Origin of the sequence: Streptomyces sp. NPDC126510 (genome assembly GCF_040302345.1) — a bacterium.
Taxonomy (GTDB): domain Bacteria; phylum Actinomycetota; class Actinomycetes; order Streptomycetales; family Streptomycetaceae; genus Streptomyces.
Genome location: NZ_JBEORR010000017.1, coordinates 144584 through 166633 on the forward strand (window position 1 = coordinate 144584; position 22050 = coordinate 166633).

At 71.8% G+C, this 22050-nt stretch carries 21 protein-coding genes and 1 pseudogene; 14 read left to right on the top strand and 8 right to left on the bottom strand.

Annotated elements, in window-relative coordinates; all coding sequences use genetic code 11:
- Positions 1 to 195 precede the first annotated feature (195 nt).
- From ABTX60_RS24490 to ABTX60_RS24505, 4 genes are all read right to left on the bottom strand, one after another.
- A complete protein-coding gene (locus ABTX60_RS24490) occupies positions 196 to 1278 on the bottom strand; it encodes an acyl-CoA dehydrogenase family protein (RefSeq protein ID WP_352099141.1) in 1083 nt (360 codons plus the stop codon).
- Complete coding sequence (locus tag ABTX60_RS24495; RefSeq protein ID WP_352099142.1) at positions 1275 to 2459, bottom strand: acyl-CoA dehydrogenase family protein; 1185 nt, start codon at positions 2457 to 2459, stop codon at positions 1275 to 1277. Before ABTX60_RS24495 ends, ABTX60_RS24490 begins: the two co-directional genes overlap by 4 nt.
- Positions 2456 to 3421 carry an NADPH:quinone oxidoreductase family protein gene (locus tag ABTX60_RS24500; RefSeq protein WP_352099143.1) on the bottom strand — a complete coding sequence of 322 codons (966 nt, stop codon included), beginning with the start codon at positions 3419 to 3421 and terminating at the stop codon, positions 2456 to 2458. The genes ABTX60_RS24495 and ABTX60_RS24500 overlap by 4 nt, the downstream gene beginning before the upstream one ends.
- 129 nt (positions 3422 to 3550) lie before the next feature.
- On the bottom strand, positions 3551 to 4123 hold the full coding sequence (locus tag ABTX60_RS24505; RefSeq protein WP_352099144.1) for a helix-turn-helix domain-containing protein: 573 nt from the start codon (positions 4121 to 4123) through the stop codon (positions 3551 to 3553).
- A 77-nt stretch (positions 4124 to 4200) separates the two neighbouring features.
- Between ABTX60_RS24505 and ABTX60_RS24510 the strand changes: the two genes are divergently transcribed.
- The 8 genes and pseudogenes from ABTX60_RS24510 to ABTX60_RS24545 all read left to right on the top strand — a co-directional run bounded on the left by ABTX60_RS24510 (position 4201) and on the right by ABTX60_RS24545 (position 11670).
- A complete protein-coding gene (locus ABTX60_RS24510) occupies positions 4201 to 5130 on the top strand; it encodes an NAD(P)/FAD-dependent oxidoreductase (protein WP_352099145.1) in 930 nt (309 codons plus the stop codon).
- A 136-nt stretch (positions 5131 to 5266) separates the two neighbouring features.
- Positions 5267 to 6805 carry an ATP-dependent DNA ligase gene (locus ABTX60_RS24515; RefSeq protein WP_352099146.1) on the top strand — a complete coding sequence of 513 codons (1539 nt, stop codon included), beginning with the start codon at positions 5267 to 5269 and terminating at the stop codon, positions 6803 to 6805.
- Entirely contained in the window at positions 6802 to 7260 is a 459-nt protein-coding gene (locus tag ABTX60_RS24520) for an NUDIX hydrolase (RefSeq protein ID WP_352099147.1), read from the top strand. Before ABTX60_RS24515 ends, ABTX60_RS24520 begins: the two co-directional genes overlap by 4 nt.
- A 76-nt stretch (positions 7261 to 7336) precedes the next feature.
- A complete protein-coding gene (locus ABTX60_RS24525; RefSeq protein ID WP_352099148.1) occupies positions 7337 to 8722 on the top strand; it encodes an NADP-dependent succinic semialdehyde dehydrogenase in 1386 nt (461 codons plus the stop codon).
- 25 nt (positions 8723 to 8747) lie between these two features.
- Positions 8748 to 8984, top strand: a complete 237-nt coding sequence (locus ABTX60_RS24530; protein ID WP_033307522.1) for a DUF6213 family protein — start codon at positions 8748 to 8750, stop codon at positions 8982 to 8984.
- Positions 8985 to 9168: 184 nt separating this feature from the next.
- Positions 9169 to 10245, top strand: a pseudogene (locus ABTX60_RS24535) (type III polyketide synthase); the annotation flags it as partial.
- Positions 10242 to 11141: a cytochrome P450 family protein gene (locus tag ABTX60_RS24540; RefSeq protein WP_352099149.1), complete on the top strand. Its 900-nt coding sequence runs from the start codon at positions 10242 to 10244 to the stop codon at positions 11139 to 11141. The pseudogene ABTX60_RS24535 and the gene ABTX60_RS24540, both read left to right, overlap by 4 nt.
- Before the next feature lie 7 nt (positions 11142 to 11148).
- Positions 11149 to 11670, top strand: coding sequence for a cupin domain-containing protein (locus ABTX60_RS24545; protein ID WP_352099150.1), 522 nt, complete (start codon positions 11149 to 11151; stop codon positions 11668 to 11670).
- On the opposite strand, the gene ABTX60_RS24550 is transcribed toward ABTX60_RS24545, so the two are convergent.
- Entirely contained in the window at positions 11667 to 12893 is a 1227-nt protein-coding gene (locus tag ABTX60_RS24550; protein WP_352099151.1) for an acyl-CoA dehydrogenase family protein, read from the bottom strand. The two genes, ABTX60_RS24545 and ABTX60_RS24550, sit on opposite strands and share 4 nt — an antisense overlap.
- A gap of 172 nt (positions 12894 to 13065) precedes the next feature.
- Between ABTX60_RS24550 and ABTX60_RS24555 the strand changes: the two genes are divergently transcribed.
- On the top strand, positions 13066 to 13710 hold the full coding sequence (locus tag ABTX60_RS24555) for a TetR/AcrR family transcriptional regulator (protein ID WP_352099152.1): 645 nt from the start codon (positions 13066 to 13068) through the stop codon (positions 13708 to 13710).
- 96 nt (positions 13711 to 13806) lie between these two features.
- Here the strand turns inward: ABTX60_RS24555 and def are convergent, their stop codons facing one another.
- On the bottom strand, positions 13807 to 14346 hold the full coding sequence (def, locus tag ABTX60_RS24560; RefSeq protein WP_352099153.1) for a peptide deformylase: 540 nt from the start codon (positions 14344 to 14346) through the stop codon (positions 13807 to 13809).
- Positions 14347 to 14504: 158 nt separating this feature from the next.
- On the opposite strand from def, the gene ABTX60_RS24565 reads away from it, so the two are divergent.
- The 5 genes from ABTX60_RS24565 (at position 14505) to ABTX60_RS24585 (ending at position 19097) form a co-directional block, all read left to right on the top strand.
- Positions 14505 to 15743, top strand: coding sequence for a MurT ligase domain-containing protein (locus tag ABTX60_RS24565; RefSeq protein ID WP_053674266.1), 1239 nt, complete (start codon positions 14505 to 14507; stop codon positions 15741 to 15743).
- Positions 15744 to 15766: 23 nt separating this feature from the next.
- Positions 15767 to 16495: a type 1 glutamine amidotransferase gene (locus ABTX60_RS24570; protein WP_033307231.1), complete on the top strand. Its 729-nt coding sequence runs from the start codon at positions 15767 to 15769 to the stop codon at positions 16493 to 16495.
- Positions 16496 to 16698: 203 nt separating this feature from the next.
- Positions 16699 to 17724 (top strand): 6-phosphofructokinase, encoded by a 1026-nt coding sequence (locus ABTX60_RS24575; RefSeq protein WP_352099154.1) that lies wholly within the window; start codon positions 16699 to 16701, stop codon positions 17722 to 17724.
- Positions 17725 to 17887: 163 nt separating this feature from the next.
- Entirely contained in the window at positions 17888 to 18838 is a 951-nt protein-coding gene (locus ABTX60_RS24580; RefSeq protein WP_352099155.1) for a cytochrome c oxidase assembly protein, read from the top strand.
- 79 nt (positions 18839 to 18917) lie between these two features.
- Positions 18918 to 19097: a hypothetical protein gene (locus ABTX60_RS24585; protein WP_030835374.1), complete on the top strand. Its 180-nt coding sequence runs from the start codon at positions 18918 to 18920 to the stop codon at positions 19095 to 19097.
- A gap of 4 nt (positions 19098 to 19101) precedes the next feature.
- Here ABTX60_RS24585 and ABTX60_RS24590 read toward each other — a convergent pair whose 3' ends face one another.
- Both ABTX60_RS24590 and ABTX60_RS24595 read right to left on the bottom strand, forming a co-directional pair.
- Entirely contained in the window at positions 19102 to 20316 is a 1215-nt protein-coding gene (locus tag ABTX60_RS24590; RefSeq protein WP_352099156.1) for a sensor histidine kinase, read from the bottom strand.
- Entirely contained in the window at positions 20313 to 22025 is a 1713-nt protein-coding gene (locus ABTX60_RS24595) for a sodium/solute symporter (RefSeq protein WP_352099157.1), read from the bottom strand. The genes ABTX60_RS24590 and ABTX60_RS24595 overlap by 4 nt, the downstream gene beginning before the upstream one ends.
- Between the last annotated feature and the right edge of the window lie 25 nt (positions 22026 to 22050).

Consider the following 22050-nt stretch of genomic DNA (forward strand, 5'->3'; position numbering starts at 1 on the left):
CTCCCTGGAGATGCCGTACGGGGTCCCTGCGAGTATGGGGTCCGCACAGCTCAAGGAGCAGGCCTGCGCGCGGAGTTGGCCGGACTGCCGCCACGGGTTCACTTTCGCCGGGCTGCGCGCACGGACAGGCCCGCCCCTGGTGGGACGGGCCTGTCCGGGTTCCTCTCCGGGAGTTTCCGGAGTCGGAGAGAGACGTCAGGGGGCCTGGAGGTCGACCAGTGCGGCCAAGGCCTCCCGGTGGGCGCCCGGCGTGCCGTAGGCGATCGAGTCGGCCTTGGCGCGCTTGAGATAGAGGTGGGCGGGGTGCTCCCAGGTCATGCCGATGCCGGCGTGCAGTTGCACCGCCTCCTCGGCGGCGTGCACGGCCACGGGTGCCGCGTACGCCTGGGCGACGGTGACGGCCACGTCGACGTCCTCGCCGTTCGTCAGCGCGTCGGCGGCGTTGCGGGCGGCCGCGCGGGTGTTGACGACCTCTAGCCACAACTGGGCCAGCCGGTGCTTGATCGCCTGGAAGCCGCCGACGGGCCGGTTGAACTGCTTGCGTTCCTTCAGGTAGCGGACGGTCTCCGTCAGCGTCCATTCGGCCAGGCCGAACTGCTCGGAGGCGAGCAGTCCGGCGCCGGCCCGCAGGGCGCGGTGTACGGAGGGCTCGGCGTCGCCCAGCAGCCGGCCCGGCACTCCGTCGAGGGTGACGGTCGCGAGCGGCCGGGTCAGGTCCAGGGAGGCCCGGGGCGTGACGGTCGCGGCGGAGGCGTCGACCGCGTACAGACCGCCGTCGTCGGCCGGCACGAGCAGCAGGTTCGCCACGGCCGCGTCCGCGATGCCGGTCAGTTCGCCGTGCAGCAGTCCGTCCTCGTGCCGGACGACCTTGTAGTCGGCGCCCGGCGCGACGTTGAGAGCGACCGCGAGGGCGCCGATCGTCCTCCCGGTCGCGAGGTCGCGCAGGAGGTCGTCGGTGCCGCAGGCCAGCAGGGCCTCGGTGGCGACGACCGCGCTCGTCAGGTACGGCACGGGCGCGACCGCGCGTCCCAGTTCCTCCAGCACCACGGCGGCTTCGCGGTGGGTGGCGCCCTGGCCGTCGAGCTCTTCGGGCACCAGCAGGCCGGCGAGCCCCATGCCGTCGGTGAGGGCCTTCCACAGGGCCAGGTGGTGGGGGGTGTCCGACTCGGTGCGGGCGATGACGCCGGGGGCGTCGCAGTGGTCGCTCAGCAGGTCACGGACGGCGGCGCGCAGCGCCTCTTCCTCTTCCGAGTACAACAGGTCGCGCTCGTTCTTCACCGGGCCAGGTCCTTCCAGGCGACGTCCTTGTCGGTGCGCGGTTCGGCGGGCAGGCCGAGGACGCGCTCGGCGACGATGTTCAGCAGGACCTCGCTGGTCCCGCCCTCGATGCTGTTGCCCTTGGAGCGCAGGTAGCGGTAGCCGGCGTCGCGGCCGGTGAAGTCCACCAGCTCCGGGCGCCGCATGGTCCAGTCGTCGTAGAGCAGGCCCTCCTCGCCGAGGAGTTCCACCTCCAGGCCGCTGATCTCCTGGTTGAGGCGGGCGAAGGCCAGCTTCATGCCGGCGCCCTCGGGGCCGGGCTGGCCCGCGACGAGCTGCTGGCGCAGCCGCTCCGCGGTGAGGCGGGAGACCTCGGACTCCACCCACAGCTTCAGCAGCCGCTGGTGCAGGTCGTGGGTGCGCAGCTCGGGCCGCTCGCGCCAGGTCTTCGAGATCGGGCCGATCATGCCGCCCTCGCGGGGCAGCCGCATGCCGCCGATGGCCACGCGCTCGTTGTTCAGGGTGGTCTGCGCGACCTTCCAGCCGTCGCCGACCGCGCCGAGGCGGCGCGAGTCCGGGATGCGGACGTCGGTGAGGAACACCTCGTTGAACTCGGCCTCGCCGGTGATTTGGCGCAGCGGCCGCACCTCGACACCCGGGTCGGTCATGTCGCACACGAAGTAGGTGATGCCCCGGTGCTTGGGAACCTCCGGGTCGGTGCGGGCGATGAGGATCGCCCAGCGGGCCACATGGGCACTGGACGTCCAGACCTTCTGCCCGTTGACGACCCAGTCTCCCCCGGCCTCGCGCACGGCCCGGGTGCCCAGCGCGGCGAGATCGGACCCGGCGCCCGGCTCGCTGAACAGCTGACACCAGACCTCCTCGCCCGTCCACAGCGGCCGGAGGTAGCGCCGCTTCTGCTCCTCGGTGCCGTACTGGAGGATCGTCGGCGCGGCCATGCCGAGGCCGATGCCGATGCGCCGCGGGTCGTTGTCGGGCGCCCCGGCCGCGGCCAGCTCGGCGTCCACGACGGCCTGCAGGGAGCGGGGCGCGCCGACTCCGCCGAGGCCCTCGGGGTAGTGCACCCAGGCGAGTCCGGCGTCGAAGCGGGCCCGCAGGAAGTCCAGCCGGTCGGTGGTGGCGGGCGGGTGGGCGGCCAGCAGCTCCCGGGTGCGGCTGAGCAGTTCTTCGGTGCCGGTCATGCTGCCTCCTCCATGACGACCGCGATCCGGCCGGTGGTCACACCGTCCGCCACCTTCTGCACGGCGTCCGCCGCCCCGGCGAGCGGCACGCGCTCGCTCACCAGCGGCTTGATCGCGCCACGGGCGGCCAGCTCGGTGAGCTGCTCGTGGCAGTGCTGGACCAGCTTGGGGTTCTTGGTGTTGTACAGGCCCCAGTGCAGGCCGAGGATCGAGTAGTTCTTCACCAGGGCGTGGTTCAGGCCCGGGCTGGGGATGGCGCCGCTCGCGAAGCCGACGACGACGATCCGTCCCTCGAAGGCGACGACCTTGGCGGACTGCGCGTAGGCCTCACCGCCGACGGGGTCGTAGATGACGTCGGCGCCCCGGCCGCCGGTGGCCTCCTTGACGGCTGCGACGACGTCCTCGGAGCGCCGGTCGATCACGACGTCGCACCCCAGCTCGCGGGCGACGGCCGCCTTCCCGGAGCCGCCGACGACACCGATGACGGTGGCGCCGGCGGCCTTCCCGAGCTGCACGGCCGCGCTGCCGACCCCTCCAGCGGCAGCGTGGACGAGCAGGGTCTCGCCGGCCTCGAGCCCGGCCCGGCGGTGCAGACCGAACCAGCCCGTCTGGTAGCCGATGTGCAGGGCCGCGGCCTCGGCGTCGTCGAGGGCGTCGGGCGCGGGCAGGAGTGCGGCGGCGTCCGCGACGGCGTACTCGGCGAAGCCGCCGTGGGGCAGCGCCGGGTTGGCGATCACGCGCCGGCCGTCCTCGGTCTCGCCGCAGATCTCCACCCCCGGGGTGAACGGCAGCGGCGGCCTGACCTGGTACTGGCCGCGGCACAGCAGGGCGTCCGGGAAGTTGATGTTGGCGGCGCGCACCTTCAGCAGGACCTGGCCGTCACCGGGGGTGGGCGGCTCGACGTCCTGGAGCCGCATCACCTCGCCCGGCTCGCCGTTCTCGTGCACTTGCCATGCCTGCATGCGGGGCCTCCACGGGGGACTGCTTCGTCTGACCGGGGTCGCTTCGCATACTAAGCGGTCGCTTGCCCATCAGGGAACAGTCTCCGGGCAAAGTCCCGCGCAGAGGTTTCACCCGTGGGTCGCGCCGGGTCACGCACCCTTCGGCCGGGCCCGCACATGCATGCGCTCACCCTGCGGCCCGAACAGGCTGAGGAACTCCACGGGCCCCTCCCCCGTCGACCCGAACCAGTGCGGCACCCGGGTGTCGAACTCGGCGGCCTCCCCCGCCGTGAGCACCACGTCGCGCTCGCCCAGCACCAGGCGCAGCCTCCCGGCCAGCACGTACAGCCATTCGTAGCCCTCGTGCGTGCGGGGATCCGGCTCCTGCTCGCGCTTCGGTTCGAGGACCTTGTATGCCTGCAGGCCGCCGGGCTGGCGGGTGAGCGGCCAGTGGGTGCGGCCGCCCATGACGATCGGCTTGGACCGCACGCGCGGGTCCCCGGCCGACGGGGCACCGACCAGCTCGTCCAGCGCCACCCGGTGGGCGCGCGCGATGGGCAGCAGCAGCTCCAGACTGGGTTTACGCAGGCCGGACTCCAGCCGGGAGAGGGTGCTGACGGAGATGCCGGTGGTCTCGGACAGTGCCGCCAGGGTCACCTCCCGGTCCTTGCGCATCTGCCGCAGCCGGGGGCCCACGCCCGCGAGTACCTCGTCCGTCGTCATGGTCGTATTGCAGGTTCGGCAAAGAGGTTTGTCAATCCCGCAGGACCGGGGCGACGCTCGGCAGCGGAGGTGGTCACATGACCCAGAAGTACGCAGTGGTGGTCATCGGCGGCGGCGCGGCGGGCCTGTCCGCGGCACTGGTGCTCGGGCGGGCCCGGCAGAGCACGCTCGTGGTCGACGCGGGTGAGCCGCGCAACGCGCCCGCCGCACACATGCAGGGCTACCTGACGCGGGACGGCATGCCGCCCGCCGAGTTCCTGGCGATCGGCCGCGAGGAGATCGCGCGCTACGGAGTGGAGCTGGTGCGGGACCGCGTGGTGGGGGTCGACGGCGGGGAGGACTTCACCGTGGTGCTGGCCGGCGGCCGGACCGTGCGGGCCCGGCGGCTGGTCGTCGCGACCGGACTGAAGGACGAGCTGCCCGCGATCGCCGGAGTGGCCGGGCGGTTCGGCCGGGACGTGCTGCACTGCCCGTTCTGCCACGGCTGGGAGGTGCGCGACCAGCCGTTCGGGGTGCTGGCCACCGGTCCGGCGAGTGTGCACCAGGCCCTGATGGTGTCCCAGTGGTCCAAGGACGTGCGCTTCTTCCTGCACACCGTCGCCGAGGAGGAACTCGCCGACGAGGATCTGCGGCGGCTCGCCGCGGCCGGGGTGGAGGTGGTGCCGGGGGAGGTCGCGCAGCTGGTGGTCGAGGACGACCGGCTCACCGGGGTCCGGCTCGCGGACGGCCCGACGCATCCTCGCTCGGTACTGTTCCTCGCCCCACGGGCCGTTCCGCGGACCGGCCTGCTGGAGGGGCTGGGCGCCGAGCTGCACGAGACGCCGTTCGGCGCGTATCCGGTGGTCGACCCGACCGGGCTCACGACCGTGCCCGGCGTGTGGGCGGCGGGCAACGCGATCGGCTTCGCCGAGCAGGTCGTGCACGCGGCGAGCGGCGGATACCGGGCGGCGTCGGCGATCGTCGGGGACCTGCTGATGACCGACCTCGACGCGGTCGCACAGGGATAGGGGCAGCGGCAGCCGAGGGCCTCGCCCAGGTCACCCGGAGCAGCGCGGCACCGCCTTGTCACGGGGGACCCGCTCCCGCCGGTCTCGACACCCTCGCCCAGGTGTAGAGGCCCCGCCTCCGGTGCACCATGGCTGCATGCTGCTGCACCGGCTGGCCCGAGTGTCCCGGGAGGTCGCCGCCACCTCGGCGCGGTCCCGCAAGACGGCCCTGCTCGCGGAGCTCTTCCGGGACGCAGAGGCGGAGGACGTGCCGATCGTCATCCCGTATCTGGCGGGACGGCTGCCGCAGGGCCGGATCGGCGTCGGCTGGAAGGTGCTGAGCCGCCCGGTCGCCCCCGCCGCCGAGCCGGGCCTGACCGTGCGGGAGGTGGACGCCCGGCTGGCGGAACTCGCCCAGGTGTCCGGCCCGGGCTCCCAGGCGGAACGGGCACGGCTGGTCGGGGAGTTGATGGGCGCGGCCACCGAGGACGAGCAGCGGTTCCTGCTCGGGCTGCTCACCGGCGAGGTCCGGCAGGGCGCCCTGGACGCGGTGGCGGTGGAGGGGCTGGCGCAGGCGACCGGGGCGCCGTCCGCGGATGTGCGGCGGGCCGTGATGCTCGCGGGTTCCCTTCAGGCGGTGGCCGAGGCGCTGCTCGCCGACGGGCCCGCCTCCCTCGACCGCTTCCGCCTCACCGTCGGCCGCCCGGTGCTGCCCATGCTGGCGCACAGCGCCTCCTCGGTGGCCGAGGCGGTCGACAAGCTGGGGGCCTGTGCGGTGGAGGAGAAGCTGGACGGCATCCGCGTCCAGGTGCACCGGGACGGCGACACCGTGCGGCTCTACACCCGCACCCTCGACGACATCACCGACCGCCTGCCCGAAGTGACGTCCACCGCGCTGGAGTTGCGGGGCGAGCGGTTCATCCTGGACGGCGAGGTGATCTCCTTCGACGAGGCCGGGCGCCCCCGCTCGTTCCAGGAGACCGCCGGCCGCGTCGGCTCCCGCACGGACGTCACGACGGCCGCGCGGGCGGTGCCAGTCTCCCCCGTCTTCTTCGACGCGCTGTCCGTCGACGGCCATGACCTGCTGGACCTGCCCTTCGCCGAGCGGCACGCCGAGCTGGCCCGGCTGGTGCCCGAGCCGATGCGGGTGCGGCGCACGCTGGTGTCCGGGCCCGGCGACACACCCGCGGCGGAGGACTTCCTCGCCGAGACGCTGAAGCGCGGCCACGAGGGCGTCGTCGCCAAGGCCCTCGACGCCTCCTACAGCGCGGGGCGGCGTGGCGCGTCCTGGCTGAAGGTCAAGCCCGTCCACACCCTCGACCTGGTCGTCCTGGCCGCCGAGTGGGGCCACGGCCGCCGCACCGGCAAGCTCTCCAACCTCCACCTGGGCGCCCGCACCGCCGACGGCGGCCTCGCCATGCTCGGCAAGACCTTCAAGGGCATGACCGACGCCATGCTCACCTGGCAGACCGAGCGCCTCCAGCAGCTCGCCGTGGAGACCGACGACTACGTGGTGAGGGTCCGCCCGGAACTCGTCGTCGAGATCGCCTACGACGGACTGCAGCGCTCCACCCGCTACCCGGCGGGCGTCACCCTCCGCTTCGCCCGCGTGATCCGCTACCGGGAGGACAAGCGCCCCGAGGAAGCCGACACGGTCGAGACGCTGCTCGCCGCGCACCCCGGCGTGAAGCCGTGAAGCGCAGTGCCGGGCTGCTGCTCTTCCACCCCGCCGACGACGGCATCGAGGTGCTGCTCGGCCATATGGGCGGCCCCTTCTTCGCCCGGCGCGACGCCGGGGCATGGACCGTGATCAAGGGCGAGTACGAGCCGGACGAGCCCGCCTGGGAGGCCGCCCGCCGAGAGTTCCGGGAGGAACTGGGGCTGCCTCCGCCCGACGGGGAGGCCATCGACCTCGGCGAGGTCCGGCAGACAGGCGGCAAGATCGTCACGGCCTGGGCGGTCCGGGCGGACCTCGACCCGGCGGCGATCACGCCCGGCACCTTCCGGATGGAGTGGCCGCCGAGGTCCGGGCGGCTCCAGGAGTTCCCCGAAGTGGACCGGGTGGCCTGGTTCGGCCTCGACCGGGCCCGCGCCGTGATCATCAAGGCGCAGGCGGCGTTTCTCGACCGGCTGGCGGAGCACTCGCCCTGAGGAGACACTCCCGCGTTGCGGTCCCCTCCGCCGCGCGGGAAGGTCGAGACACAGCCCGCTCCGAGGGAGGTCGGTCATGCCCATCGCAACGGTGAACCCGGCGAACGGCGAGACGCTCAAGACGTACGAGGCCATGGGCGAGCAGGAGATCGAGCGCCGGCTCCAGCTCGCGGAGGCCACATTCCGCACGTACCGGACGACGACCTTCGACGAGCGCGCCCGGCTGCTGCACCGGGCCGCCGACCTCCTCGAAGAGGACCAGCAGGACATCGCCCGCGTGATGACCACCGAGATGGGCAAGCCGATCCAGCAGGCCCGGGCCGAAGCGGCGAAGTGCGCCAAGGCGATGCGCTGGTACGCCGACCACGCCGAGGAACTGCTCGCCGACGAGGAACCCGCCGACTCCGACGTGAAGGACTCCGGCGCATCCCGCGTGCGGGTGCGCTACCGGCCGCTCGGCCCGGTGCTGGCGGTGATGCCGTGGAACTTCCCGCTGTGGCAGGTGGTCCGGTTCGCCGCGCCCGCGCTGATGGCGGGCAACGTGGGACTGCTCAAGCATGCCTCGAACGTCCCGCAGACCGCCCTCTACCTGGAGGATCTCTTCCACCGTGCGGGCTTCACGGAGGGCACCTTCCAGACCCTGCTGATCGGCTCCGCGGCGGTCGACGAGATCCTGCGTGACGAGCGGGTCAAGGCCGCCACGCTCACCGGCAGCGAGCCCGCGGGCCGCGCGGTCGCCTCCACCGCCGGCGAGATGATCAAGAAGACGGTGCTGGAGCTGGGCGGCAGCGACCCGTTCGTCGTCATGCCCTCCGCCGACATCGACCGGGCCGCCGAGGTGGCGGTGACCGCGCGGGTGCAGAACACCGGGCAGTCCTGTATCGCCGCGAAGCGGTTCATCGTGCACACGGACGTCTACGACGCCTTCGCCGAGCGGTTCGCCGAGGGCATGAAGGCGTTGAAGGTCGGCGACCCGATGGCCGACGACACCCAGGTGGGCCCGCTCTCCAGCGAGCAGGGACTGCGCGATCTGGAAGAGCTGGTCGACGACGCGGTGCGCAGCGGGGCCCAGGCGCTGTGCGGTGGCGAACGGCCGGACGGACCGGGCTGGTACTACACGCCGACGATCCTGGCCGGTATCACCCGCGAGATGCGGATCCACCGGGAGGAGGCGTTCGGACCGGTCGCGACGCTGTACCGGGCGGCCGACCTGGACGAGGCCGTACTGATCGCGAACGACTCCCCGTTCGGGCTGAGTTCGAACGTGTGGACGCGGGACGAGGGCGAGGTGGACCGGTTCGTGCGCGACCTGGAGGCCGGCGGGGTGTTCTTCAACGGCATGACCGCGTCCCATCCGGCGTTCCCGTTCGGCGGTGTGAAGCGGTCCGGGTACGGGCGTGAGCTGTCCGGGCACGGAATCCGCGAGTTCTGCAACATCACCACTGTTTGGCATGGTGCGTGAGTGTTGCGGGGCTACGATCCCGTCTGTGAACCGCGAAGTGACTCTGCCTCTGATCGTCGACGACCGCGGGACCCTGCAGGTGGCTGCGGCGGATGTCAGCAAACTCCTGCGGACGGTGGGGGGTCGGTGGGTGCGGCTCGTGGAGGGCGGGGAGTCGGGGCTGGACGAGGACACGGTCGCCGAGTTGGCCATCGAGCTGGCGAAGCTGGCCGACCGGATCGATGTGGCCTGTATCGCGCACAGCAGTGGGACCGCGACCTGAGTGCCGCGTGGGTGTGCTCGTGCCCTCGATGCGCCTGAGTCGTCCGGGTGCGGAACACGGCGTCCCCGGTACGGAGTAGCTCCGCGCGAAGTCGGCGTACCGGCGGGCGATCGTGAGTGGACCACCCCTTGAGGTGACCCACTTCTGACCGGGGGGCTCAGAGCCTTCCGGGAGGCGAAAGCAGGCGCGGCTCATGGCGACTTTGTGCAGACCCTCGGTGTCCGTTCCAGAGCACGTGATCACGATGGAGGAGACCCTGGAGCTGGCGCGTGAACGCCACGCAGGGCACCCCCAACTGCCGCTGGCCCTCCGGCTGATAGAGAACACCGGGGTGCGCACCCGGCACATCGTGCAGCCCGTCGAGGAGACGCTGAAGCACCCCGGGTTCGAGGATCGCAACAAGCTCTACGAGGCCGAGGCGAAGGCCCGGGTGCCCGCGGTCGTCCAGCGGGCGCTCGACGACGCCGAGCTGCTCGCCTCCGAAGTGGACCTGATCGTCTACGTGTCGTGCACAGGGTTCATGATGCCCTCGCTCACGGCCTGGCTGATCAACGAGATGGGCTTCGAGCCGACGACCAGGCAGCTGCCGATAGCCCAGCTCGGCTGTGCGGGCGGCGGCGCGGCCATGAACCGGGCACACGACTTCTGCACGGCCTACCCGGAGGCCAACGCGCTGATCGTGGCGTGCGAGTTCTGCTCGCTGTGCTACCAGCCCACCGACATCGAGGTCGGCTCGCTGCTGTCGAACGGATTGTTCGGTGACGGCGTCGCCGCCGCCGCGGTCCGCGGCCGGGGCGGCGAGGGCGTCCGGCTGGAGCGCAACGGCTCGTTCCTGATCCCCAAGACCGAGGACTGGATCACGTACGACGTGAAGGCGACCGGCTTCCACTTCCTGCTGGACAAGCGGGTGCCGGCGACGATGGAACCACTCGCGCCGGTACTGCAGGACCTGGCGGGTGATCACGGCTGGGACGCCTCCGACCTGGACTTCTACATCGTCCACGCGGGCGGCCCCCGCATCCTCGACGACCTCAGCACCTTCCTGCACGTCGACCCGCACGCCTTCCGGTTCAGCCGGGCCACGCTCACCGAGTACGGCAACATCGCCAGCGCCGTCGTCCTGGACGCGCTGCGCCGGCTGTTCGACGAGGGCGGCGCCGAGCACCGGGCGCGCGGGCTGCTCGCCGGGTTCGGGCCGGGCATCACGGCCGAGATGGCCCTGGGCCGCTGGCACAGCGGCGGACGAGACGAGGTGACATGAGCGAAGAGACGATCACCGGGGACCCGCCCCCGGCCCCCGACCGGCCCGCGCCCGGCCCGGCCGACGCCGACCTCGACTCGGGCGGCGGCGCCGTCCGCCTTCTGGACCCGTCGGCCCCTGCCCGGTCGCGCCGAGCCGTCACCGCCGCGTTCACGGCGCGAGGGATGGAGCGGGTGCGCGAGCGGTGCCGGCGCATGCTGGCGGAACTGGTCGACGAGCTGCTGCAGGACGGCCCGCCCGCCGATCTGACCGAGGCGGTGCTCAGCCCGTTCTCGAGCGCTGTGATCTGCGAGCTGATGGGCGTCCCGCCCGCGGACCGGCAGGGCATGCACGCCTGGACCCGGCTGATTCTCTCCTCCTCGCACGGCGCCGGGGCCGGCGAGAAGGCCAGGAGAGAGATGAGCCACTACTTCTCCGACCTCATCGGCCTGCGTGAGGGCAGCGCCGGCGAGGACGTCGCCTCCCTGCTCGGGGCCGCCGTGGACCGGGAGGAGGTGACCCTGGACGAAGCGGCCGGTCTCGCGGTCCTCCTAAGGATCGGGGGCGAGGCGGTCACCGACCACAGTGCCCGGTTGTTCCACGTCCTGCTGACCCGGCCCGGCCTCGCCGCACGGCTGCGCGCCGAACCGGAGATCCGTCCCCGGGCCCTCGACGAACACGTCTTCACCGGCCCGGAGACGACCGCCCTCGGAACCAGCCCGAACCCACTCGTCTCCTTCGGCTGCGGCCCGCACGACTGGCCCGGCGGCCTGCCGGCCCGGATGGTGTCGGAGCTGCTGGTCGACGCGCTCCTCGAAGGCGTACCGGGCCTTCGGCTCTCCGTGCCCGCCGACGAGCTGCCCCTCCCGTCGGGCACACGGCCCCGCGGGCCCGAGGCCTTGCGCGTGACCTGGTGATCCGGTGATGACGGCGACGGAAGGGCTGCTCGTCCCACCCGGGCACGGCCGGATCATGGAGACCCCCGCCCAGCGCGTCACCTTCAAGGTGACCGGCACGCACTCCCGCGTGGCCTCCACCTTCGAGGTGGTCGTCCCTCCGGGCTTCGACGTCGGCGCCCATGTGCACACCCGCAGCGAGGAGTTGTTCTACGTGCTCGAGGGCGAGCTGGACGTCCTCGCCTTCGAGCCGCGGATCCGCACACCCGACAACTGGCGGACGTGGGAGTCCGCTTCGGGCACCAGAGTGGTGCGGGCGACACCGGGGACGGTGATCGCCGTGCCCCCGGGGTGCCCGCACGCGTTCGCCAACCCGACCGACACACCGGCGAAGATGTTCTTCCAGGCGAGCCCGCCGCCCGACCACGAGCGGTACTTCGAGGAACTGCTGGAGATCCTCGGCGGCGGGGGCCCGCCGGACCAGGCGGCGATCGAGGAGCTACGGGCGCGCTACGACATCGAGCAGCTGACGCCGCTCCGGCACCGCTAGCGGATGGGCACGCCGGCGAGGGTCCGGGCGATGACCAGCCGCTGGATCTCGCTCGTGCCCTCGAAGATGGTGTAGATGGCCGCGTCCCGGTGCATCCGCTCCACGGGGTACTCCCGGGTGTAGCCGTTGCCGCCGAGGATCTGGATCGCCTGGGCCGTGACCTTCTTGGCCGTCTCGCTCGCGAAGAGCTTGGACATGGAGCCCTCGGCCGCCGTGAAGGGCTTGCCGTTGATCGCCATCCAGGACGCTCGCCACACCAGCAGCCGCGCCGCGTCGATGGACGTCCGCATGTCGGCGAGCTGGAAGGCGACGCCCTGGTTGTCGATGATCGGCCGACCGAACTGCTCGCGCGTCTTCGCGTAGTCGAGGGCGACCTCGTAGGCGGCGCGGGCCGTGCCGACCGCCATGGCGCCGACCGCCGGGCGCGAGGCCTCGAACGTGGCCATGGCCGCGTTCTTCACGCGCTCGCCGCCCGCCTTGGCCCGCTCCCGGGCCCGGGCCAGCCGCTCGTCCAGCTTCTCCTTGCCGCCGAGCAGGCAGGAGCCGGGAACGCGCACGTTGTCGAGGATGACCTCGGCGGTGTGCGAGGCGCGGATGCCGTGCTTCTTGAACTTCTGGCCCTGAGCGAGACCCGGCGTCCCCGGCGGGACGATGAAGGAGGCGTGCCCCTTGGAACCGAGCTCGGCGTCGACGACCGCGACGACGACGTGGACGTTGGCTATGCCGCCGTTGGTCGCCCAGGTCTTGGTGCCGTTGAGCACCCACTCGTCCTTGGCCTCGTCGTACACGGCCCGGGTGCGCATGGAGGCCACGTCGGAGCCGGCGTCGGGCTCGGAGGAGCAGAACGCGGCGACCTTGACGTCGTTGGCGTCGCCGTACATCTGGGGGATCCAGGTGCCGATCTGCTCCTCGGTGCCGTTGGCGAGGACGCCGACTGCGGCGAGGCCGGTTCCGACGATGGACAGGGCGATGCCCGCGTCGCCCCAGAACAGCTCCTCCATCGCCATGGGGATGCCGAGGCCGGTGGGGTCGAAGTACTGCTGGGCGTAGAAGTCCAGGGAGTAGATGCCGACCTTGGCGGCCTCCTGGATGACCGGCCAGGGAGTCTCCTCACGCTCGTCCCATTCGGCGGCCGCGGGGCGGATCACATCGGCCGCGAAGCCGTGCAGCCAGTCCCGGACCTCCTTCTGTTCGTCGTTGAGCTCCATGGTGAACTCGGCCATGTCGTCCCCTCCAGCGGCACACATGCATGTTACTTGCGGTAACACCAGTCTGTTACCGGCGGGTAGTCGAAGTCAACTCCTACCGACCGGTCGGCACCCGTTCGGTGTCGGGGGCACGCTTCAGTGTTAGTTTTCGCAGGCGTCATGGAAACAGCACGGGTGGGGAGAGACCATGGACACCACGCAGCGGACCGATCAGCAACGGTCCGCCGACCGCCGTCGGCGTGAGCTGCTGGAGGCCGCCGACCGGGTGGTGCTGCGCGACGGACCGCAGGCATCGATGAACGCGATCGCGGCGGAGGCCGGCATCACCAAGCCGATTCTCTACCGGCACTTCGGTGACAAGGGCGGACTTTACGCGGCCCTTGCCATGCGGCACACGGACGCCCTGCTGGACTCGCTGCGGGCGGCGCTGGACGCGCCGGCGGACCGGCGGGAGCGGGTCGAGGCGACGCTGGACACGTACCTCACGGCGATCGAGTTGCGGCCCCAGGTGTACCGGTTCCTGATGCATCCCGCGGAGGGCGGCCAGCCGGGGGACGCGGGGTTCGACGTCGGCAAGCACAGCGCGCCGTTGCTGCGGCGGATGGGCGAGGAGCTGGCGCAGGTCATCGAGGAGCGGCTGGATCTCGGGCCGGGCGGGCAGCAGCTCGCTCGCGTGTGGGGGCATGGGATCGTCGGCATGATGCATGCGGCCGGGGACTGGTGGCTGGGGGAACGACCTTGTTCGCGGGCCGAGTTGGTTCGGAGTCTGGCTGATCTGTTGTGGGGGCGGCTTGCGGCTGCGGGGGATCGGGTCGGGAGTCCGGGGTTCTGACCGTCGTTCGTCGCGTGCGGGCCGGTGGGGGTTGTTCGCGCCCACGCGGCGGAGCCGCATATGGAACACAGCCCCGCGCCCCTGAGGGACATACGCTCACCGGCGCCAAGAAGCCCGAGCCACCTGGCGCATCAGTCTGCGGTGGCGCCAGCCGCTCAGGTGGTCCGCGTAGATGCGGCCCTCCAGGTGGTCGCACTCGTGCTGCAGGCAGCGGGCGAAGAAGCCCGTGCCGTGGACGGTGACGGGTTCTCCCGTCACCGTCCAGCCCTCGACGACCGCGTGGTCGTGGCGTTCCGTGCCCGCTTCGAGGCCCGGGAGGGACAGGCAGCCCTCCGGGCCCCGGACCACCACACCGTCCTTTTCGGTCAGGCGAGGATTGACCACATGGCCCACATGGCGGACGTCCTCGTCGTCCGGGCAGTCGTAGACGAAGACCCGCAGCGGCTCGCCGACCTGGTTGGCGGCGAGGCCGACGCCCTGGGCGGCGTACATCGTCGCGAACAAGTCCTCGACGAGGCGGGCCAGTTCGGGGCCGAAGTCGGTGACCTCCGAGCAGGGGGTGTGCAGCAGCGGATCGCCGTACAGGGTGAGGGGTCTCACGCGGCCGTGGGCGCCGGGGATGGAGCTGTGTCGCATGGCGGCAAGAGTAAGGTCCTGTCGGTCCGCGTCTCCCACACGAGTTCGCCACAGTGCCGCGGTTCGGGAGTGCGAATGGATCTCGATAGGCTGAGGTCCACACCACGTGGCCGTCAGGCTTCAAGGCGCGGCGCGTACGCAAGGAGGATCGAGAACTGATGGCAGGCAACTCGGACCCGCTCTCGCCGCGGGCCAAGCTGGCCGTGACCGCGGGCAAGGCGGTCGCGGCGGCATCGCGCGCCGCAGGGCGCGGCAGCGGTTCGGTGATCGGCGGCCGGGTCGCGCTGAAACTCGACCCCGACCTCCTCGCCCGGCTCGCCCAGAACCTGGACGTGATCCTGGTCTCCGCGACGAACGGCAAGACCACCACCACCCGGCTCATCGCCGAGGCCCTGCGCGCGGCGGGACCCGTCGTCTCCAACGCGCTCGGCGCCAACATGCCGGCCGGCATCACCTCGGCCCTCGCCGGCAGCTCCGACGCCCGCTACGGCGTCATCGAGGTCGACGAGAAGTACCTCGCCGGCGTCGCCCGGGACACCGCCCCGAAGTGCATCGCGCTGCTCAACCTCTCGCGCGACCAGCTCGACCGTGCCGCCGAGACCCGCATGCTCGCCGAGAACTGGCGGGAGGGTCTCGCCGGCTCCAAGTCGGTGGTCGTGGCCAACTGCGACGACCCGCTGGTGGTGTGGGCGGCCTCGTCCTCCCCCAATGTGATCTGGGTCGCCGCCGGGCAGATGTGGAAGGACGACGCCTGGTCCTGCCCGTCGTGCGGTGGCGTGATGCAGCGCCCCGGCGACGACTGGTTCTGCGGCGAGTGCGGCTTCCGCCGCCCCACCCCGAGCTGGGCGCTCTCCGGCGACCACGTCCTCGACCCGCACGGCTCGGCCTGGCCGATCCACCTCCAGCTGCCCGGCCGCGCCAACAAGGCCAACGCCGCCTCCTCTGCCGCCGTCGCCGCCGTGTTCGGGGTGCCGCCGCAGGTCGCGCTGGAGCGCATGTACCAGGTGCAGGCGGTGGCCGGGCGGTACGACGTCGTCCAGTTCCAGGGCCGTGACCTGCGGCTGCTGCTGGCGAAGAACCCGGCCGGCTGGCTGGAGACGTTCTCCCTGATCGACCCGCCGCCCACCCCGGTCATCCTGTCGGTGAACGCGCGCTCCGCCGACGGCACCGACACCTCCTGGCTGTGGGACGTCGACTACTCGCGCCTGACCGGTCACCCGATCTGCGTCGTCGGCGACCGGCGGCTGGACCTGGCGGTGCGTCTGGAGGTCGCCGACCAGCACTTCCAGGTCTACGAGAACCTCGACCAGGCGGTGGCGGCGTGCCCGCCGGGCCGGATCGAGGTCATCGCCAACTACACGGCGTTCCAGGACCTGCGCCGCCGCGTCGGCAACTGAGCACGAGACGTCAGGGGACTTTTGTGAGCGACAACCAACTGCGCATCGTCTGGATCTATCCCGACCTGCTCAGCACCTACGGCGACCAGGGCAACGTTCTCGTCGTCGAGCGCCGGGCCCAGCAGCGCGGCCTGGACGTGGCCCGGCTGGACGTGCGCAGCGACCAGCCGATCCCGACCTCCGGCGACATCTACCTGATCGGCGGCGGCGAAGACCGGCCGCAGCGGCTCGCCGCCGAGCGGCTGCGGCGGGACGGCGGACTGACCCGGGCCGTGGAGAACGGCGCCATCGTGTTCTCGGTGTGCGCCGGCTACCAGATCCTCGGCCACGAGTTCATCAACGACCTCGGCCAGCGCGAGCCCGGCCTGGGGCTGCTGGACGTCGTGTCGGTGCGCGGCGAGGGTGCGCGCTGCGTCGGTGACGTGCTGGGCGACGTCGACCAGCGTCTCGGCCTGCCCCCGCTGACCGGCTTCGAGAACCACCAGGGCGTCACCCACCTCGGCCCCACCGCCCGCCCCCTGGCCCAGGTGCGGTTCGGCAACGGCAACGGCACGGGCGACGGCACGGAGGGCGCGTACAACGACACCGTGTTCGGCACGTACATGCACGGGCCGGTGCTCGCGCGCAACCCGCTGATCGCGGACCTGCTGCTGAAGCTGGCCCTCGACGTCAACGCGCTGCCGCCGACCGACGACCGCTGGTACGAGGCGCTGCGCAACGAGCGGATCGCCGCTGCTCAGCAGCCCGCGTAGGCACAGCACCGCAGCGTGCCCGAGGTACGCGTCAACCTGCTGGTCAACAGCCCGAATGACGACCCATCCGCACAGGTGAGCGGGGTCGTCCAGCAGGCGGACGCGTGCTTCGGTCCGGCCCCCCGGTGCCGCTAGGGTGGCGGGGATTCCAGCCGGACAACGTGGTCCGGTCCCCGGCCCACGTTGAGAAGGTATTTCGGGCTATGCGCATTGGTGTCCTCACGTCCGGCGGCGACTGCCCCGGCCTGAACGCCGTCATCCGGTCCGTCGTGCACCGCGCCGTCGTCGACCACGGCGACGAGGTCATCGGCTTCCGGGACGGCTGGAAGGGCCTCCTGGAGTGCGACTACCTCAAGCTCGACCTCGACGCGGTGGGTGGCATCCTCGCCCGCGGCGGCACCATCCTCGGGTCCTCCCGGGTCCAGCCCTCCCATCTGCGGGACGGTGTGGAGCGGGCCAAGGGCCATGTCGAGGAGCTCGGCCTCGACGCGATCATCCCCATCGGCGGCGAGGGCACGCTCAAGGCCGCGCGGCTGATGTCGGACAGCGGTCTGCCCGTCGTGGGTGTGCCGAAGACCATCGACAACGACATCGCGGTCACGGACGTCACCTTCGGCTTCGACACGGCCGTGGGCGTCGCGACCGAGGCCCTGGACCGGCTGAAGACCACCGCCGAGTCCCATCAGCGGGTGCTGGTGGTCGAGGTCATGGGCCGGCACACCGGCTGGATCGCGCTGCACTCCGGTATGGCGGCCGGTGCGCACGCCATCGTCGTGCCCGAGCGGCCCTTCGACATAGAGGAACTGACCCGGCGGGTCGGCGAGCGGTTCGAGGCGGGCAAGCGCTTCGCGATCGTCGTGGCGGCGGAGGGGGCCAAGCCCCGGGCCGGGAGCATGGAGTTCGACGAGGGCGGCAAGGACATCTACGGGCACGAGCGGTTCGCCGGGATCGCCCGGCAGCTGTCCGTGGAGCTGGAGGGGCGCCTGGGTAAGGAGGCGCGGCCGGTCATTCTCGGGCATGTGCAGCGCGGTGGAACGCCCACCGCGTACGACCGGGTGCTGGCGACGCGGTTCGGGTGGCACGCGGTGGAGGCGGTGCACCGGGGTGAGTTCGGGCACATGACCGCGCTGCGGGGGACCGACATCCTGATGGTGCCGCTCGCGGAGGCCGTGGAGACGCTGAAGACCGTTCCTGACGACCGGTACGAAGAGGCTGAGTGCGTTCTCTGAGCTGAGCTGATCTGCCGAGTGCGGGTCGTGGGTGGCTGCTCGCGCAGTTCCCCGCGCCCCTGAGGGTGTTCCACCGCCCCCGGTCGTAACGGTGACCGGGGGCGGTTCTACTCTTGTGGGCGGACAGATGGCTGCACACCCCCACGAAACAGGAGCCGGCGGAATGGATCACAGCGGGCACGGCATGACCATGGATCTGCCGCCGTTCACGCTGGGACGAGGTCTCGTGTGGTCGGCGGACCCGTTCTTCCTCGTCGCTTGCCTCGTCGCGCTGGCCCTGTACGGGTGGGGCGTCGTGCGGCTCGTCCGGCGCGGGGACAAGTGGCCGGTGGGGCGCACCGTCGCCTACGTCCTGGGCGTGCTCAGCATCGTGCTCATGATGTGCACCGGCCTGAACGACTACGGCATGGTCATGTTCAGCGTGCACATGGTGCAGCACATGGTCATCAGCATGGTGTCGCCCATCCTCATCCTGCTCGGGGCGCCGATCACGCTGGCGTTGCGGGCGCTGCCCACCGCCGGGCGGGGCCGCAAGGGGCCGCGTGAACTGCTGCTGATGTTCCTGCACAGCCGGTACATGCGGATCATCACGCACCCGGCCTTCACGATCCCGCTGTTCATCGCGAGCCTGTACGGGCTGTACTTCACCCCGATCTTCGACACGCTGATGGGCTCCAAGCCGGGCCACATCGCGATGATGGTGCACTTCCTCGCCGTCGGCCTGGTGTTCTTCTGGCCGATCATGGGCGTGGACCCGGGCCCGCACCGCCCGGGCTACCTGATGCGGATGCTGGAGCTGTTCGCGGGCATGCCCTTCCACGCGTTCTTCGGGATCGCGCTGATGATGGCGTCCGAGCCGATGGTGGAGACGTTCAAGAACCCGTCCGCCTCGCTCGGCATCGATGCGCTCTCCGACCAGAACGCGGCGGGCGGCATCGCCTGGGCGTTCAGCGAGATCCCCTCCGTGCTGGTGCTGGTGGCCCTGCTGTTCCAGTGGTACGCCTCGGACCAGCGGCAGGCCAGGCGCACCGACCGGGCCGCCGACCGCGACGGGGACAAGGAGCTGGAGGCGTACAACGCCTATCTGGCATCGCTGAACACGCCGGGTCGCTGAAGACCTCTTCGGTACGGGCCGTGCGCGCCGGGCGTCCGCCGGGCACCATGGAGGGACCGAACCCGAGGAGGGTGTTGCGATGCCCGGTTCCACGAACGGTTCCAACTCGACGAAGACCATGGGAGCGCTCACGCTGGGCGGGCTGGTCGTGGTGACGGCCTACACGGTGGCGCTCGGGAGCAACGGCTGGCTGTGGTTCGGCTGGGTCGTCCTGGGCCTGATCACGCTGGGACTGGTGGTCACGACGCGCAGCACCTGACGGCTCACTCCCGGGGCAGCCGCCCCGCCGAGTGCACGCCGGGCTGGTACTTCGGGAGCCGGACGGTGATCTTCATGCCGGCTCCCACGGCGGTTTCGATGACGAGCCCGTAGTCGTCGCCGTAGACCTGGCGGAGCCGGTCGTCGACGTTGGAGAGGCCGATGCCGCCCGAGGGGCTGACCTCGCGGGCGAGGATGCGGCGGAGCAGGCCGGGGTCCATACCGGCGCCGTCGTCCTCGATGACGACCAGGGCCTCGGCGCCCGCGTCCTGGGCGGTGATCTGGATGTGGCACTTGCCGGAGGACGGGGCCTTGCCTTCCAGGCCGTGCTTGACGGCGTTCTCGACGAGCGGCTGCAGGCAGAGGAACGGCAGGGTCACCGGCAGCACCTCCGGCGCTATCTGGAGGGTGACGGAGAGGCGGTCGCCGAAGCGTGCCCGCACCAGCGCCAGGTAGTGGTCGATGGCGTGGAGTTCCTCGGCGAGCGTGGTGAAGTCCCCGTGCCGGCGGAACGAGTAGCGGGTGAAGTCGGCGAATTCGAGGAGCAGCTCGCGGGCGCGCTCGGGGTCGGTGCGGACGAACGAGGCGATCACCGCGAGCGAGTTGAAGATGAAGTGGGGGGAGATCTGGGCCCGCAGCGCCTTGATCTCGGCCTCGATGAGGCGGGTGCGGGACTGGTCGAGGTCGGCCAGTTCCAGCTGGACCGAGACCCACCGGGCGACTTCACCGGCGGCACGGACGAGCACGGCCGACTCGCGGGGCGCGCACGCGACCAGGGCGCCGTGCACCCGGTCGTCGACGGTGAGCGGGGCGACGACCGCCCAGCGCACCGAGCAGTCGAGCCTGTCGCAGGTGAGCCGGAAGGCCTCGCCGCGGCCGGTTTCCAGGGCGCCCGCGAGGCGTTCCATGATCTCGGTGCGGTGGTGGGAGCCGTCGCCGTCCCAGACCAGGACCTGTCCCCGGTCGGTGAGGCAGAGAGCGTCCGTGCCGAGCAGGGAGCGGAGTTTGCGGGCGGACTTGCGGGCGGTCTCCTCCGTCAGGCCGGCCCGCAGCGGGGGGGCTGCGAGGGACGCCGTGTGCAGGGTCTCGAAGGTGGCGTGCTCGACGGGGGTGCCGAGGCCGGCGAGGCTCTTGGCCCGTGCGGTGCGCCGTCCGAGCCAGACCCCGAGGGCGAGCACCGGGAGCACGGCGACGCACAGGCCCGCCAGGAACCCGCTCATGCCGTGACCTCCGTGCGCAGTTCCTCGGGCAGGTGGAACCGGGCCAGGACCGCCGCGGTGCCGGGCGGGACCCGGCCGGGGGTGGCCAGGGATACGAGGATCATGGTGAGGAAACCCAGGGGCACCGACCACAGCGCGGGCCAGGCGAGCAGGGCGTGCAGGGCGGCGCCCTCGCCCGGGTAGCCCGCCATGGTCGCGGCGACGGCGAGCAGGGCCGAGCCGCCGCCGACCAGCATCCCGGCGGCGGCGCCGGGCGGGGTCAGCCGCCGCCACCAGATGCCGAGGACGAGCAGCGGGCAGAACGAGGACGCCGAGACGGCGAAGGCGAGCCCCACGGCGTCGGCGACCGGCAGTCCGCCGACCAGGACGCTCGCCGCGAGGGGCACGGCCATGGCGAGGACCGTGCCGAGGCGGAAGTACCGTACGCCCCGGGACGGCAGGACGTCCTGGGTGAGGACGCCCGCGACCGCCATGGTCAGTCCGGAGGCCGTGGAGAGGAACGCGGCGAAGGCGCCCCCGGCGACCAGCGCGCCCAGCAGGTCGCCGCCCACTCCCCCGATCATGCGGTCGGGCAGCAGGAGGACGGCGGCGTCCGGGTCGCCGGTGAGGGTCAGTTCGGGGGCGTAGAGACGGCCGAGGGCGCCGTAGACCGGGGGCAGGAGGTAGAAGGCGCCGATCAGGCCGAGGACCGCGACGGTGGTGCGGCGGGCGGCGACGCCGTGCGGGCTGGTGTAGAAGCGGACCACGACGTGCGGCAGTCCCATGGTGCCGAGGAACGTGGCGAGGATCAGTCCGTACGTGGCGTACAGCGGTCGTTCCTCGCGGCTCTCGGCCTGCGACGGGGACAGGTCGCCGCCGCCGCGCTCGGCCTCGGGGACGGGGGCTCCCCGGGCGAAGGTGAGCCGGGTGCCGCGCTCGATGTGGTGGCTTCCTGCGGTGAGTTCCAGGTGTGCGCCGGTGTGGGTACGACCGTCGACGGTGCCGGTCACCGTGACACTCAGGGGCCGATCCAGCCTCAGGTCGATCGAGTCGTCGACGCGCACGACGCGCTGCTCGCGGAAGGTGGCCGGTTCGTCGAAGGCGTGCCGGGGTGCTCCGTCGCTCTGCCAGGTGAGGATCAGGAACAGGGCGGGGACGAGCAGGGCGGTGAGTTTCAGCCAGTACTGGAAGGCCTGGACGAAGGTGATGCTGCGCATGCCGCCGGCGGCCACGGTGGCGGTCACGACGACGGCGACGATCACTCCGCCGAGCCAGTCGGGCGCCCCGGTCAGCACGGTCAAGGTCAGTCCGGCGCCCTGGAGCTGGGGCAGCAGGTACAGCCAGCCGACACCGACGACGAAGGCACCGGCGAGGCGCCGCACGGCCTGGGAGGCGAGGCGGGCCTCGGCGAAGTCGGGCAGGGTGTAGGCGCCGGATCGGCGCAGCGGGGCGGCGACGAAGAGCAGCAGGACCAGGTAGCCGGCGGTGTAGCCGACCGGGTACCAGAGCATGTCGGGGCCTTGGACGAGGACGAGGCCCGCTATACCGAGGAAGGAGGCGGCGGAGAGGTATTCGCCGCTGATGGCGGCGGCGTTGAGGCGGGGGCCGACGGTGCGGGAGGCCACGTAGAAGTCGGAGGTGGTGCGGGAGATGCGCAGGCCGAAGGCGCCGACGAGGACGGTCGCGACGACGACGAGGGCGACGGCGGGGATGGCGTAGCTGGAGTTCATGAGTGGCCGGGGTTCATTCGGTGGG